Annotated in this window: 11 protein-coding genes; 6 read left to right on the forward strand and 5 right to left on the reverse strand. The window is 70.2% G+C overall.

Going from position 1 to position 15,154, the window contains the following annotated elements; translation table 11 throughout:
* Nucleotides 1–66: 66 nt before the first annotated feature.
* Nucleotides 67–1,956, forward strand: coding sequence for an ABC transporter ATP-binding protein (locus EGT67_RS04070; protein WP_127914790.1), 1,890 nt, complete (start codon nucleotides 67–69; stop codon nucleotides 1,954–1,956).
* Here the strand turns inward: EGT67_RS04070 and EGT67_RS04075 are convergent, their stop codons facing one another.
* Nucleotides 1,957–2,541, reverse strand: a complete 585-nt coding sequence (locus EGT67_RS04075) for an NlpC/P60 family protein (protein ID WP_127915287.1) — start codon at nucleotides 2,539–2,541, stop codon at nucleotides 1,957–1,959.
* A gap of 182 nt (nucleotides 2,542–2,723) precedes the next feature.
* A complete protein-coding gene (locus tag EGT67_RS04080) occupies nucleotides 2,724–4,514 on the reverse strand; it encodes a DEAD/DEAH box helicase (RefSeq protein ID WP_127914791.1) in 1,791 nt (596 codons plus the stop codon).
* Nucleotides 4,515–4,737: 223 nt separating this feature from the next.
* On the opposite strand from EGT67_RS04080, the gene EGT67_RS04085 reads away from it, so the two are divergent.
* Nucleotides 4,738–6,021 carry a TrpB-like pyridoxal phosphate-dependent enzyme gene (locus EGT67_RS04085; protein ID WP_127914792.1) on the forward strand — a complete coding sequence of 428 codons (1,284 nt, stop codon included), beginning with the start codon at nucleotides 4,738–4,740 and terminating at the stop codon, nucleotides 6,019–6,021.
* Between the two features lie 50 nt (nucleotides 6,022–6,071).
* Here EGT67_RS04085 and EGT67_RS04090 read toward each other — a convergent pair whose 3' ends face one another.
* Nucleotides 6,072–6,599 (reverse strand): DUF7700 domain-containing protein, encoded by a 528-nt coding sequence (locus EGT67_RS04090; RefSeq protein WP_127914793.1) that lies wholly within the window; start codon nucleotides 6,597–6,599, stop codon nucleotides 6,072–6,074.
* 124 nt (nucleotides 6,600–6,723) lie between these two features.
* Between EGT67_RS04090 and EGT67_RS04095 the strand changes: the two genes are divergently transcribed.
* From EGT67_RS04095 to EGT67_RS04105, 3 genes are all read left to right on the forward strand, one after another.
* Complete coding sequence (locus tag EGT67_RS04095) at nucleotides 6,724–7,368, forward strand: phosphoribosyltransferase (protein WP_127914794.1); 645 nt, start codon at nucleotides 6,724–6,726, stop codon at nucleotides 7,366–7,368.
* A gap of 68 nt (nucleotides 7,369–7,436) precedes the next feature.
* Nucleotides 7,437–8,156 carry a heme peroxidase gene (locus tag EGT67_RS04100; protein WP_127914795.1) on the forward strand — a complete coding sequence of 240 codons (720 nt, stop codon included), beginning with the start codon at nucleotides 7,437–7,439 and terminating at the stop codon, nucleotides 8,154–8,156.
* A 164-nt stretch (nucleotides 8,157–8,320) separates the two neighbouring features.
* Nucleotides 8,321–10,108: an AMP-dependent synthetase/ligase gene (locus tag EGT67_RS04105; RefSeq protein ID WP_127914796.1), complete on the forward strand. Its 1,788-nt coding sequence runs from the start codon at nucleotides 8,321–8,323 to the stop codon at nucleotides 10,106–10,108.
* Nucleotides 10,109–10,178: 70 nt separating this feature from the next.
* On the opposite strand, the gene EGT67_RS04110 is transcribed toward EGT67_RS04105, so the two are convergent.
* Both EGT67_RS04110 and EGT67_RS04115 read right to left on the reverse strand, forming a co-directional pair.
* Nucleotides 10,179–10,934, reverse strand: a complete 756-nt coding sequence (locus tag EGT67_RS04110; RefSeq protein ID WP_127914797.1) for a maleylpyruvate isomerase N-terminal domain-containing protein — start codon at nucleotides 10,932–10,934, stop codon at nucleotides 10,179–10,181.
* Nucleotides 10,934–11,578, reverse strand: coding sequence for an alpha/beta hydrolase (locus tag EGT67_RS04115; protein WP_127914798.1), 645 nt, complete (start codon nucleotides 11,576–11,578; stop codon nucleotides 10,934–10,936). The genes EGT67_RS04110 and EGT67_RS04115 overlap by 1 nt, the downstream gene beginning before the upstream one ends.
* A gap of 101 nt (nucleotides 11,579–11,679) precedes the next feature.
* Between EGT67_RS04115 and EGT67_RS04120 the strand changes: the two genes are divergently transcribed.
* Entirely contained in the window at nucleotides 11,680–15,150 is a 3,471-nt protein-coding gene (locus EGT67_RS04120) for a TM0106 family RecB-like putative nuclease (RefSeq protein WP_127914799.1), read from the forward strand.
* Nucleotides 15,151–15,154: the final 4 nt, after the last annotated feature.

The following is a 15,154-nucleotide window of genomic DNA, read 5'->3' on the forward strand; positions in this document are numbered from 1 at the left end:
TCGAGGTTCTACCTTCGGTGTCGTACCCCTGTCCTATCGTGGCGGGGCCGACGAGAGGGGCGACGGATGAGTATGGACGTGACCGCGTGGAACGCGATGTACAACGCGATGCACGCGCAACAGGACCGTCGCCCCTTCTCCCGGGCCACACTGCGCCGGGTCGCCGGGTACGCGCGGCCGCACCGTAGGCACATCCTCTGGTACGTGCTGCTCAGCGTCGTCACCGCCGCGCTCGCGGTGGCGACCCCCGTGCTCGCCGGTCGCGTGGTCGACGCGATCGTCGCCGGTGACGACGTCCGCGTCGTGGTGCTGCTGGCGTCGGCCATCGCCGCCATCGCGCTGTTCGAGGCGGCCATGGCCGTGCTCACCCGGTGGCTGTCGTCGAGCATCGGAGAGGACCTCATCCTCGACCTGCGCACCGCCGTGTTCGATCACGTGCAGCGGATGCCGATCGCGTTCTTCACGCGCACCCGCACCGGCGCGCTCGTCAGCCGCCTCAACAACGACGTCATCGGTGCTCAGCGGGCGTTCAGCGACACCCTCTCCGGGGTGGTCGGGAACCTCGTGACGCTGGCGATCACCCTGGTCGTGATGGTGAGCATCTCGTGGCAGATCACGCTGCTGTCGCTGCTGCTCCTGCCGGTGTTCGTGATCCCGGCCCGCCGCATGGGAACCAAGCTGGCGCGCTTGAGTCGCGAGGCCGCGAACCACAATTCGGTGATGAGCACCCAGATGACCGAGCGGTTCTCGGCGCCCGGCGCGACCCTGGTGAAACTGTTCGGCAGGCCGTCCATGGAGTCGGCCGAGTTCGCGGTGCGCGCGCGTCGGGTCCGCGACATCGGTGTCCGCACCGCGATGCTGCAGTCGGTGTTCGTCACGGCCCTCACCCTCGTCTCGGCCCTCGCCCTCGCCCTCGTCTACGGCCTGGGCGGCTACTACGCGCTGCGCGGACAACTCGAGGCCGGCGCCGTCGTCTCGCTCGCGCTGCTGCTCACCCGGCTGTACTCGCCGCTCACCTCGCTGGCGAGCGCCCGCGTCGACGTCATGAGCGCGATGGTCAGCTTCGAGCGGGTCTTCGAGATCCTCGACCTGAAGCCGCTCATCGCGGAGAAGCCCGACGCCGTCGAGGTCCCCGCGGGACCGGCGTCGGTCGAGTTCCGGTCGGTCGAGTTCGCCTACCCCTCCCCCGACAAGGTCTCGCTTGCGTCGCTCGAGGAGGTGGCCGGCCTCGACACCCGTGGCGGCGCGACCGTGCTGCACGACGTCTCGTTCCGCGTGGAACCGGGCCACATGGTCGCATTGGTCGGGTCGTCCGGCGCGGGTAAATCGACCATCGCGCAACTGCTTCCGCGGCTGTACGACGTCGATTCCGGCGCGGTCCTGGTGGGTGGTGTCGACGTGCGCGACCTGACGACCGATTCACTCCGGGCGGCCGTCGGCATGGTGACGCAGGACGGGCACCTGTTCCACGAGTCGGTGCGGGCGAACCTCCTGCTCGCCCGGCCCGAGGCGACGGAGGCCGACCTGTGGGACGTGCTGCGCCGCGCGAACCTCGAGGCACTGATCGAATCGCTGCCCGACGGCCTCGACACCGTTGTCGGCGAACGCGGCTACCGCCTGTCCGGCGGTGAACGGCAACGTCTCACGATCGCGCGACTGCTGCTGGCGCAGCCGCGCGTCGTGATCCTCGACGAAGCCACCGCCCACCTCGACTCGACCTCGGAGGCCGCCGTGCAGGAAGCGCTCGGCGAGGCCCTCGAGGGTCGGACGGCGGTCGTGATCGCCCACCGGTTGTCCACCATTCGCGCGGCGGACCAGATCCTCGTCGTCGAGGACGGCCGAATCGTCGAGCGCGGCAACCACTCCGAACTGCTGGCCGCCGGCGGACGCTACTCCGAGCTGTACCGGACGCAGTTCGACACCGGCGCCCCGGTCCTCACCGAGGTCGTGCGCTGATCAGAAGTACCGCCGGATGTTGTGGATCCGGAAGTCCGACAACGGTGTCAGCCCGATCGGGACGCCGGAGCTGTAGGCGTTGAACACCATCCCGTTGCCGGCGTAGATGCCGACATGCCCGGCGATGTCGTACGTGTCCATCGTGATCACGTCACCCGGCTGCAGCGCCGAGAGCGGAACCAGCATGCCTCCCGTGAAGCGGGCCATCTCCTGGCTCGTGCGCGGCATGTTGATCCCCACCGTTCGGAACGCCCACTGCACCAGCCCGGAGCAGTCCCACACGTCGGGGCCGTTGCCACCCCACACGTACCGCTTCCCGGCCTGCGTGGTCGCCGCCGCGAGCGCGGCGAGGGCCCGCGGGCTGGGGATCGGCAGCGGAATCGCGATGTCGCCGCTGCCGGCGAACAGGCTGGCGCTCCCGGTGCCGCCGCTGCTGCCGGACGACGCGATGTCGGCCAGACCGTTGGTGAAATCGGCCGCGCCGGATATCGAGCCGACGATGTCCGGTTGCGCGGCGGCGGGTGCGGCCAATCCGATGGCACCACCGGCTATGAGTCCTGCTGCGATCAATCCTCGACGAATCATGTGGGCCACGCTCGTGCCTCCTTGCTCGGAAATGCGCGGATCCCCCCGACCACAAACTGTGAGGCACATTACAGAGCAGGAATCACTCCTGTCACAGGATCGACGGCATGGAAAAACGAGGGGTGCCGACGGGTACTCCACCCGCCGACACCCCTCCGGAGGTCGTTCGCCCTGGTCAGGCGTCAGTCACGCGGACGACGCTTGCCGAACTTGTCGCCCTTGCCGCGGTTGAACTTGCCGCCGGCCCGGTCGTCCCGTCCGCCGCGCGACGACGGGCGCCCCGTCGGCGCGCCCTGGTCCTGCTGCAACTGGATCAGCACACCCGAGATCCGCGTCGCGCGCAGCGCCTCGAAGGTCTCGCGCGGCAGGTTCGCCGGGAGTTCGACCAGGCTGTGATCGGGGCGGATGCTGATGTGCCCGAAGTCGCTGCGGCGCAGGCCACCCTCGTTGGCGATGGCACCGACGATGGCACCGGGCACCACCTTGTGCCGCTTGCCGACCGCGATCCGGTACGTCGCGAACTCCTGGCCGTCGCGGCCGATGCGCGGGCCGCTCGGTCCGCCCTCGTCGAACCGGCGGGCCGGCCGCTCCCGAGGCTCACGCTCGCGGCGCGGCGGGGCCGGGGGCTCCGGCTCCATCAGGAACGACTCGCCGTCGCGCGACTGCACGGCCAGCGCGGCGGCGATGTCGGCGAGCGGCACGTCGTGCTCGCGCTCGTAGTCCTCGATCAGTTTGCGGAACAGCGCGAGGTTGTCCGAACTCAGGCTCGCGGTGATGGAGTCCCCGAACTTCGCGACACGCTGGGCGTTGACGTCCTCGACGGTCGGCAGCTGGATCTCGGTGAGCGGCTGCCGCGTGGTGCGCTCGATCGACTTGAGCAGGTGCCGCTCGCGCGGGGCCACGAACAGCAGCGCGTCACCGGTGCGGCCGGCGCGGCCGGTGCGGCCGATGCGGTGCACGTACGACTCGGTGTCGTGCGGGATGTCGTAGTTGACGACGTGCGAGATCCGATCGACGTCCAGACCACGTGCCGCGACGTCGGTGGCGACGAGGATGTCGAGCGCGCCGGACTTGAGCTGCCCGATCGTGCGCTCGCGCTGGGCCTGGACGATGTCGCCGTTGATCGCGGCGGCCGAGAAGCCGCGGGCCCGCAGCCGCTCGGCGAGGTCCTCGGTGGCCTGCTTCGTCCGGACGAAGATGATCATCGCCTCGAAGGACTCGACCTCGAGGATCCGGGTGAGCGCGTCGAGCTTGCGCTGGTGCGCCACCTGCACCCACCGCTGCGTGATGTTCGAGGCGGTCGCCGTCTTCGCCTTGACGGTGATCTCGACGGGGTCGTGCAGGTACTGCTTGGAGATCTTGCGGATCGCCGGCGGCATGGTCGCCGAGAACAGCGCGACCTGCTTGTACTCGGGCGTATCGGCGAGGATGCGTTCGACGTCGTCCTGGAAGCCCATCTTGAGCATCTCGTCGGCCTCGTCGAGGACGAGGTACTCGAGATTGGAGAGGTCGAGCGTGCCCTTCTCCAGGTGGTCGATCACGCGACCGGGGGTGCCGACGATGATCTGGGCGCCGCGGCGCAGGCCCGACAACTGCACGCCGTACGCCTGGCCGCCGTAGATCGGCAGCACGTGCAGACCCGGGATGTGGGCCGAGTACTTGCCGAACGCCTCCGCAACCTGGAGCGCCAGTTCACGGGTGGGGGCCAGGATCAGCGCCTGGGGCACCTTCCGCTCCACGTCCAGGCGGGACAGGATCGGGATCGCGAACGCGGCTGTCTTGCCGGTACCGGTCTGCGCGAGGCCGACGACGTCGTTGCCCGCGAGCAGGGGCGGAATGGTCGCGGCCTGGATGGGCGAGGGCGACTCGTAGCCGACATCGGAGAGGGCCTTCAGCACACGTTCGTCGATCTGCAGGTCGGCGAAGGTGATGGGATTGTTGTCGGACTGCGGGTCACGCTCGGTGTCACTCATTTGACCAGTCAGTTTAGTCGATGCGTGGTATGACCCTGCCGCCCTCCTCCCCCTCCGAACCCCTGAACGGGAAATCATGTACCGCTTTCGGGGCCGATCCGTATCGTGAACTCCCGTTCAGTGCTTCGGGACGGAACCGGAGCAGGGACGACCCCGCCCGCGCGCCCGGAATGACCGGGATCACAATGTGGGCGACCCCCCGTCATTTCGAGAGGAACCCGCAGTGTCCGATACGACACCCATCCCCACCCACTGGTACAACATCGTCGCGGACCTGCCGGTCGCCCCGCCGCCTCACCTGCACCCGGGCACCAGGGAGCCGGTTCAGGCCGCTGACCTGGCCGCTCTGTTCCCGAGCGCGCTGATCGAGCAGGAGGTCGCCACCGACCAGTACATCGAGATCCCCGAACCCATCCGCGAGGCGTACCGGACGTGGCGGCCCGCGCCGCTGATCCGCGCACGGGAGTTCGAGAAGGCGCTCGGCACCCCGGCCCGCATCTACGTCAAGTACGAGGGCGTGAGCCCGGTCGGCAGCCACAAGACCAACACCGCGGTCGCGCAGGCGTACTACAACGCGCAGGACGGCGTGAAGAAGATCACGACCGAGACCGGCGCCGGCCAGTGGGGCAGCGCGCTGTCGTTCGCGTGCGCCAAGTTCGGCATCGACCTCGAGGTGTGGCAGGTGCGCGCGTCCTACGAGTCGAAGCCGTACCGCCGGCACCTGATGGAGACCTACGGCGGCACCGTGCACCCGAGCCCGTCGGACCTCACCGAGTCGGGCCGCAAGATGCTGGCCGAGTTCCCCGACACCCCGGGCTCGCTCGGCATGGCCGTCACCGAGGCCGTCGAGGTCGCCGCGAACGACCCCGACGCGCGCTACGCGCTCGGCAGCGTCCTCAACCACGTGGTGCTGCACCAGACGGTCATCGGCCTCGAGGCCGTCGAGCAGCTGCGGGCCGCAGGCGAGGCCAACGCGGACGTGGTGTTCGGTTGCGCCGGTGGCGGTTCCAACCTCGCCGGCCTGGCGTTCCCGTTCATTCGCGAGGTGCTGCACGGCAAGGCGCAGACGCGGATCATCGCCGCCGAGCCCGCCGCGTGCCCGTCGATCACCAAGGGCGAGTACCGCTACGACCACGGCGACGTCGCCGGCCTGACGCCGCTGCTGAAGATGCACACGCTCGGCCAGGACTTCGTGCCGGACCCGATCCACGCCGGCGGCCTGCGCTACCACGGCATGGCGCCGCTGCTCAGCCACACGGTCGAGCTCGGCTACGTCACCGGCCAGGCCATCGACCAGCAGGACTCCTTCGACGCCGGCGTGCTGTTCGCCCGCACGCAGGGCATCGTCCCCGCCCCGGAGTCGGCGCACGCGATCGCCGCGGCCGCCGAGTACGCCCGCGGCCTGACCGAGCCCGAGGTCCTGGTCATCGGCCTGTCCGGCCACGGCATGCTCGACCTGCCCGCCTACCAGGCACACATCGACGGCAACCTGGTCTCGACGGCCTAGTCGACACCGACACGGGCCGCGGCGGAATGCTCCGCCGCGGCCCGCGGTCGTCAGCGGCGATTGCCGCGCAGCAACTCGGCGACCGGCGCGATACCCGGCTCGACCTCGGACCACCGGGCGCGCACGTCCGCGGCCAGCCCGCGCGCTCCGGCGTGCTCGAGCATCTCGGGCAGCCGCTCGGCGATGCGCGCCAGCGCCCACCCGACCGGGTCCGACTCGGCGACGTTGTCGATGCGGACCACCGTGTTCACCGCGTTGTCGTGGTCGACGTAGTGGTAGTGCGGCTCACTCTCGAAGCAGTCGAACCGCAGGTACTCGCGACCGTCGTCGAATCCGAAGACGTGCAACGACATTCCGGAATCGTCGAGGTTCAGCCGCGCGACGTAGTCCACATCGGGCGTCGCCATGCCCGCGTCCGCGAGACCCCGCATCATGATCTCGTTGGTGAGCGTCCGGGACTCGACCGTGAACCGGACCGGGCCGGCATCGATCGACACACAGTGCTCCGGCACGACCGGTACCGGCATGACGTCGAACGGGATTCCCAACCGGTAGGGGTGGACGTGGTCGTCGGACATCGATTCTCCGCTCGTCAGTGGATGCTGTGCCACTCAATCAATTGATTGGTTGGCAAAACTGTATCCGCCCGTTCCCGGGCCCGCGGGCGTATCGTCGGAACCGAGAGCGAAACGGAGCACGCGCATGCACTATGCGACGCGCGCGAGAGCCGGTCGCGCGCTGGCCAAGTCGCTGAGCCACCTCCGCGGGACGGACCCGGTCGTACTCGGACTCCCCCGCGGCGGCGTGCCGGTCGCATTCGAAGTCGCGCACGCGCTCGGCGCCCCCCTCGACATCATCCTGGTTCGCAAACTCGGCGTGCCGTGGCAGCCGGAACTCGCGATGGGCGCGATCGGCGAGGGCGACGCGGAGGTGCTCAACGAGGACGTCGTCCGCCTGGGTAACGTGTCGCGCCGGTCGGTGGACGCGGTGCGGGCCAGGGAACGCCAGGAACTGATTCGACGAGCCGACACCCTGCGGGGCGGCCACCCCCGGACACCGCTGACCGGGCGGACCGCGGTGCTCGTCGACGACGGAATGGCCACCGGCGCCACGGCCGCGGTCGCCTGCCAGGTGGCCCGCGCCCAGGGCGCGAGTCGCATCGTGGTCGCGGTACCGGTCGCGTCCCCCGAGGCCATGTCGCGGCTGCGGGTCACCGCGGACGAGGTGGTGTGCCCGTTCGTCCCCGCGAATCTCGGCGGCGTCGGAGGCGCCTACATCGACTTCCACCAACTCGACGACCGCGAGGTCACGGATCTGCTGGCGCGGGCCTGCGAACCCGGCACATGACCGGTGCAACATCCCGCGCCTCGCCGGCGATACACGTTTCGGAGGCCCCACGCAGTCAGGGAGGATCCGTGAGCGTCTCGGAGCAGCAAGTACAGGCGGTGGCACAGGCCTGCCGCGAACGACTGGGCGATCCGGCCGGGTGGGTGTCACCCGAGGAGTACCGCCACAGCCTGGCGCTGTGCATCATCGAATCTGTGCAGGCCGCCGGAACCCGGTTCGCGGACGCCGGCACCGTCGTCGACCGGTACCTCGCGTATCGACACGCCCACGAGTCGGGGCCGATCACCGACGGCGCCCGCGCGCTGCTCCGCACGTTCGAGGAGGCGGGCAGCGCCGATCAGTGGGCCGGCAAGATCGGCAACTACAAGCGCCGCTACTCCGAGTCGACCGCCCCGCTGCGCGCCACCGAGATCCAGCGCACCGCGGAGCGCCTCCACACCCTGCGGATCGATTCCGTCGGGGATCTGGTGGGCGCGACCCGCACTGCCGGGACCCGGCACCACCTGCGCGCCGCGTGGGACGAGTCCAGCGGCGCCCGCGACGACACCACCTGGCAGCACCTGCTGGTGCTCGCCGGCGTTCCGGGCGCCGTCGACAGCGCCCGCGCCATCGACGAGTTCGTGCGATCGGCGCTGCCCGACTCGGCCGCGGATTCTGCCCCCGACACCCGGCCGTCGACGATCCTCGCCGCGGCGGCCGACCGACTCGACGTCCCGCCGGCCGCGCTCGAGCACGCCGTGCGCCGGTGGAGGTGCACCCGCGAGGACCACTTCGTGCCGGTGGCGTGACGCCGCAGGCCCCCCACCTGCAGAAAGTTAGCAGGACTTACGGTTACACTTATTTTCCCTGGTGGCGATGTGGAATGCCGCAAATCGGGCGCCCGACTTAGTGCAATGAGACTCCAAGTGTGATGCAATGCACATCCATCATGTCATTTCTTGGAGGGGTCAAAGTGCGTGAGTATTCGGTTCCACAGTCGTTCACAATCCCGGAAGACGCGTCGATGGCCGACACGGTCTTTCGTTACGAAGCGGAATGCCCGAATCTCGTGCCCTTCAAGAAGCCGGGCAACGGAGGCTGGGTGGACGTCACCGCGGCCCAGTTCGCGAAGGAGGTCACGGCCGTCGCGAAGGGCCTGATGGCCTCGGGCATCGAACTCGGTGACCGCGTCGCGATCCTGTCGTCCACCCGCTACGAATGGGTGGTGCTCGACTACGCGATCTGGACCGCGGGCGGCTGCACGGTCGCGATCTACGACACGTCGTCGGCCGATCAGGCGCAATGGATCCTCGAGGACTCCGCCACCTCCCTACTCGTGGTCGAGACGTCGGCCCATGCCGAGACCGTCAAGGACGTCGCCGAGGCCGCGCCCGCACTGCGCGAGGTCCTCCAGATCGAGGCCGGCGCGATCGACGAACTGATCACCCGCGGCACGGGCATCAGCGACGACGAACTCCACGAGCGGCGGCACCAGGTGCGCGCGTCCTCGCCCGCCACCCTGATCTACACCTCCGGCACCACCGGCCGGCCCAAGGGCGTGCAGCTCACGCACTCGAACTTCTACGCCGAATCCGCCGCAGTGCGGATCGCGCTGGGCGACGCGCTGGAGGAGGGCCGGCGCACGCTGATGTTCCTGCCGCTCGCGCACGTCTTCGCGCGGGCCATCTCGTTCGGCGCGTTCGATGCGAAGGTCACCGTCGCGCACACCTCGGACCTCACCACGCTGCTCGACCAGTTCGCGGTGTTCAAGCCGAACTTCATCCTGTCGGTCCCGCGCGTGTTCGAGAAGGTCTACAACTCGGCGAAGCAGAAGGCCGAGGACGGCGGCAAGGGCAAGATCTTCGCCAAGGCGGCCGACACCGCGATCGCCTGGAGCGAGGCGCAGGAGACCGGCGGCGCCGGCCTCGGCCTGCGCCTGCGGCACGCCCTGTTCGACAAGCTCGTCTACTCGAAGCTGCGCTCGGCCCTGGGCGGGGAATGCGACCGGGCGGTGTCCGGCGGTGCCGCGCTCGGCGCCCGCCTCGGCCACTTCTTCCGGGGTGTCGGCATCCCGGTGTACGAGGGTTACGGGCTCACCGAGTCCAGCGCGGCCGTCACCGTCAACACCACGCGCGACCAGAAGGTCGGAACGGTCGGCAAGCCGATCAACGGCCACGCCGCGAAGATCGCGGAGGACGGCGAACTGCTGATCCGCGGTCCCGTCGTGTTCGGCGGCTACTGGCACAACGAGGCGGCCACCGCCGAGGCGATCCGCGACGGATGGTTCCACACCGGCGATCTCGGATCGATCGACACCGAGGGCTACGTCTCGATCACCGGCCGCAAGAAGGAGATCATCGTGACCGCCGGCGGCAAGAACGTCGCCCCGGCCGTGCTCGAGGACGCCCTGCGCGCCCACGCGCTGATCAGCCAGTGCCTCGTCGTGGGCGACGCGAAGCCCTTCATCGGCGCGCTCATCACGCTCGACCCCGAGGCCCTGCCCGGATGGAAGGAGCGGAACGGCCTGGCCGCCGACACCCCCATCGCGGAACTGGTCAAGCATCCCGACCTGGTCGCCGAGATCGACGCGGCGGTCTCCGAGGGCAACACGAAGGTCTCCAACCCGGAGCAGATCAAGAAGTACCGGATCCTCGAGGTCGACTTCACCGTCGATTCGGGCGAGCTGACCCCGACGCTCAAGCTCAAGCGCAACATCATCCACGAGCAGCACGCCGAGGCCATCGCGCGGATCTACACGTAGCCGAGACGGCACGGCTCGGGGCCCGGATGCTCGGCATCCGGGCCCCGAGCCGTGCGGAGCCGTCCGGAACCTACACTGCGGCCGCCGCGAGCAGGTCCCCCGCGACGGTCTCGTCGCCGATCACGTCGAGGCGCGCGAGCGGACGCCGCCGCCACAGGGTGAGCAGCAGATCCTGCGCCGGACCGCGCAGCGCGACGTCGCCCTTGCGGTGTTCGCGCGTCACCGTCACCGCACCCGACTCGAAGGCGAGGTGCCATTCCGCCGCCTCGGTGTCCGTCCCGTGCAGGTGGATGGTGCGGCCGTCGAGCGACTCCGGCAGCCGATCACCCCGGGCGAGCATGGCCAGGAAGATGTGCACCCACTCGTCGACACCGTCGGCCGCGATCTCCGGGTCCAGTTCGGGCACGCTCGGGCCGCCCGCCGCCCGCAGCGTGTCGGACACGTCGATCCGGTGGACCGACACCTCGTGGGTCTGCCGCCGCAGCCACCAGGCCGCCGTGCCCGGCCCGACCATCGTCGGCGCCGGGTGCTCGGGGTCCAGACGCTCGAAGGTGTCCAGAAGGGAATCGAACGCGAGTCGGTATGCGGCAACGCATTCCGGACCTCTCGGCATGTCGCCGACGCGAACGATCTCCGACAGCGGCGTGTCGGCCGTGGCCTGCAACGCCGCGATCACCCACTGGTGCACCTTGCCGGTGTGTCGCACCACGTGTTCGACGGTCCACCCCGGAACCATCGGCACCGGTTCGGACAACGCCACGATCGGGGTCGCGGCCAGCATCTCGCCCTGCTCGCGCAGCGCGGACAGCAGACTTGTGGAATCCATCAGGACACGGTAGCGCCGCGGACGAAGTCGGCGACGTCGTTCGTCACCGTCCTGTGGCTCTTCTCGTGCAGCAGGTCGTGTCCGGTGTCGGGATACTCCCGCAGCGTCACGCCCGCGAGCCCCGCCGTCCAGGTCCGCACGCCGTCGATCGGCGCCAACCGGTCGTCGACACCGTGGATGGCGAGCACCGGAAACCCCGGATCCGCGAAGTCCGCCGTCTCCTCCTGCCGCACAACCGATTTGGGGGTCCCGCAGAGCACGGCCGCATGGAACGGCGCGAGCCCGCGGCGCAGCAGGGTGACGGACACCGCGGCGCCGAGTGAATGCCCCATGAGGACCAGTGGCAGGCCCGGCCTGTCGCCCGCGGCGATCTCGGTGATCCGCGCGGCATCGTCGGCCAGGTCGGTGAGCGCGCCGGGCGCGCCGGGAGTTCCCTCCGAGAGCCCGTGCCCGGCCTGGTCGATGCCCCACATCTCGATGTCGTGGGCGGCGAGACCGGCGGCGAACCGATGATAGTGACCGGTGTGCTGCCCCATCCCGTGCAGGAAGACGACCCCGGCCCGGGGCAGGGCCCGTCCTTCGGTGGACGCGAGGGGCCAGCGGCGGTAGTGGATCTGCCCGGTGGCTCCGGCAAAGAACGGCATGGCTCCATTGTGCGCAGCGCGATCGCCGCGTCACGCGACGGCACCCTCTTTGTCGGGGCTCGGTGGCACAATCGGCCGGAACCGACCGGGAAAGGGGCGCCATGTTCCTGCTCGACGGCGTCGTGGTCTACAGTCCCGGCGACCTGACACTCGCCGCGACGTGCGAGTTCGCGCTGCTCCGGCGCCTCGACGGCCTCCTCGGATTCGGGCCTGCCGCAACCGGATCCGACACCGATCCGATGCTCGAACGGACCACTCGCCTCGGCGCCGCACACGAGCGCAGCGTGCGCGAGGACTTCGAACGCCGCTTCGGCCGGGTCCAGACGATCGCCCGTCCCGAGCACACGGCCACCGGCCTGCACGACGCACACCGGGCCACCGTCGAGTCGGCCCACGCCGGCGTCCCGGTCATCTACCAGGGCACGTTCTTCGACGGACGCTTCCTCGGGTTCTGCGATTTCCTCGTCCGCGACGACGACACGTACGCGGTGTACGACACGAAGCTCGCCCGCCACGCGGAGGTTCCGGCACTGCTGCAACTGGCCGCGTACGCCGACGCGCTCGCCGCCGCGGGGATCCGTCCGGCACCGCAGGTGCACCTCCTGCTCGGCGACGGTACCGATTCGGTCCACGTGCTCGCCGACCTCGCCCCGGTGTACGCGGCACGCCGCGCCGACCTGCAGCGAGTCCTCGACGCGCACCGGGACGGCGGCGTCCCCGTGGTGTGGGGCGACGAGCGGTACCTCGCGTGCGGTCGCTGCGACACGTGCGCGACGGAGGTCGACAACCATCGGGACCTGCTGCTGGTAGCGGGGATTCGTGCGAGCAGCCGCCAGAAGCTGGTGTCGGGTGGCGTCTCGACGATCGACGACCTCGCCGCGCACACCGACCCCGTCCCGGACCTGTCCGGCCGGACCCTCTCGGCCCTGCGGGCGCAGGCCGCCATCCAACTGCGCCAGGAACGGGACGGTGGCACCACCGTCGAGGTGTTCGACGCCGGCGCACTCGCGACGCTCCCCGCGCCCGATCCCGGTGACCTCTACTTCGACTTCGAGGGCGATCCCCTGTGGTCCGAGGCAGGTTCGACCGACTGGGGCCTCGAGTACCTCTTCGGTGTGGTCGAGGAGCCGCGGCCGGGGTCGTCGGGTCCGGTGTTCCGGCCGTTCTGGGCCCACGACCGGCGGCAGGAGCGGCGCGCACTGATCGACTTCCTCGAGTACGTCCGGGCCCGGCGCGCCGAACATCCGGGCATGCACATCTATCACTACGCCGCGTACGAGAAGTCCGCTCTGCTGCGCCTGGCCGGACGGCACGGCGTCGGCGAGGACGCCGTCGACGACCTGCTGCGCGCCGGCGTGCTGGTGGACCTGTACCCGATCGTCCGCGCGTCGCTACGGATCGGGGAACGCTCCTACAGCATCAAGAAGCTCGAGCCCCTCTACATGGGCGACCGTCTGCGCGGCGGCGACGTCACGAACGCCGCCGATTCGGTCGTGGCCTACGCCGACTACTGCGATCTGCGCGATAGCGGACGGACCGAGGACGCGGACGAGGTGCTGCACGGCATCGCCGACTACAACGAGTACGACTGCGTCTCCACGCGCGAGTTGCGGAACTGGTTGCTGGCCCGGGCCGCCGAGCACGGCGTGTCCCCGCACCGACGGGCGCCGTCCGCTCCCGCGGCAGACGACGACACCGCCGGACACGCCGAACGCGTGCTGCGGCGCTTCGCCGGCGACGGCCCGCGCGAGGCGCGTTCCGCCGACCAGCAGGCCGCGGCGCTCATGGCGGCCGCGATCGGGTACCACGGGCGGGAGCGGAAGCCGTTCTGGTGGGCGCACTTCGACCGGCTGACGCAGCCGGTGGACGAGTGGTCCGACACCCGCGACGTGCTGCAGGTGGAGCATGCGGAGGAGTTGCAGGGGTGGCACAAGAGCACCCCGAAACAGCGGAAGCTGCGCCGGCACCTCCGGTTGACCGGCAGGTTGGGCACCGGCAGCACGGTGGTACCGGGTGCGGAGGTGTTCACCCTGTACGAACCTCCGCTCCCGGACGCGCTGGCCGGCGAGGAGCCCACCCAGCGGGGAACGTCGACCGCCGTGGTGCTGTCCGTCGGCTCCGACGCCGACTTCGACGACGACATCGTGGTCGAGGAGTTGCTCACCGGCACGGTCGAATACGACGACCTGCCGATGGCGACCGCCCCGGGCCATCCGATCGCGACGGTTCGAATCGAGAAGGCCGTCGCGGCGGCGGCCGACGAGATGGCGGAGTCGCTGCCCGCGTTGCCGCGCCGCGCCGCCGTCGACGTCCTGCGGCGGATCGAACCCCGCACCCGCAGCGGCTCCCCGCTTCCCGGCCTGGGACCCGGCGGCGATCCGGCCGCGACCATCACCGCGGCGTTGCTGGATCTGGACGACTCCTACGTGGCCGTACAGGGACCACCCGGCACCGGCAAGACCTACACCGGCGCCCGAGTGATCGCCGAGCTCGTCGGTCGGCACCGGTGGCGGATCGGCGTGGTGGCGCAGTCGCATTCGGTGGTCGAGAACATGCTCGACGCGGTCGTCGAGGCCGGGCTCGACGGCCGACTCGTCGCAAAGAAGGACGGGCGTGCGGAGGCGCGCCGGTGGACGGCCATCACCGCCAACGCCTACGCGGAGTTCCTCGACACCTCCGCGGGAACCGGCTGCGTCATCGGTGGCACCGCCTGGGACTTCGCGCACGCCGACCGGATTCCGCCCGGCAGCCTCGACCTGCTGGTGATCGACGAGGCCGGACAGTTCGCGCTCGCGAACACCGTGGCCGTGGGCGCAGCGGCACGGAACCTGCTGCTGCTCGGCGACCCGCAGCAGCTGCCGCAGGTCAGCCAGGGCACCCACCCCGAGCCCGTCGACGACTCCGCATTGGGCTGGCTCGCGCAGGGACACGACGCGCTCCCTCCCGATCGCGGATACTTCCTCGAGCGCACCTGGCGGATGCATCCCGCGCTGTGCGCCCCGGTGTCCGCGCTGTCGTACGACGGCAGACTGCGGTCGGAGGAACCGGTGACCACCGCCCGTCGCCTCGACGGTGTCGAACCGGGGGTGCACACCGCGATCCTCGACCATCTCGGCAACGCCACGGAGTCGGCCGAGGAGGCCCGCGAGATCGCCGCCAGGATCGCCGCGCTCCTGGGGCGGCCATGGACCGACCCGGAGGCGTTCGACGGTACGCGGCCGCTCGGCCAGTCCGATGTCCTCGTCGTCGCGCCCTACAACGCGCAGGTCGGACTGATCCGCCGGCACCTCGCGGCCGCCGGTTTCCCCGACGTCCTCGTCGGGACCGTCGACAAGTTCCAGGGGCGTCAGGCCGCGGTGGTGTTCGTGTCGATGACGGCGTCGTCGGCCGACGACGTCCCCCGCGGAATGTCGTTCCTGCTCTCCCGCAACCGGTTGAACGTCGCGGTGTCGCGGGGCAAGTGGTGTGCGGTGATCGTGCGATCGCGCGCGCTCACCCACTACCTGCCCGCGACACCCGCCGGGCTGGCCGAACTGGGCGCGTTCATGCGGCTGGCGGGCGAGAGTCTTTGACCCA

This window comes from Prescottella agglutinans (assembly GCF_004011865.1).
Taxonomy (GTDB): Bacteria; Actinomycetota; Actinomycetes; order Mycobacteriales; family Mycobacteriaceae; genus Prescottella; species Prescottella agglutinans.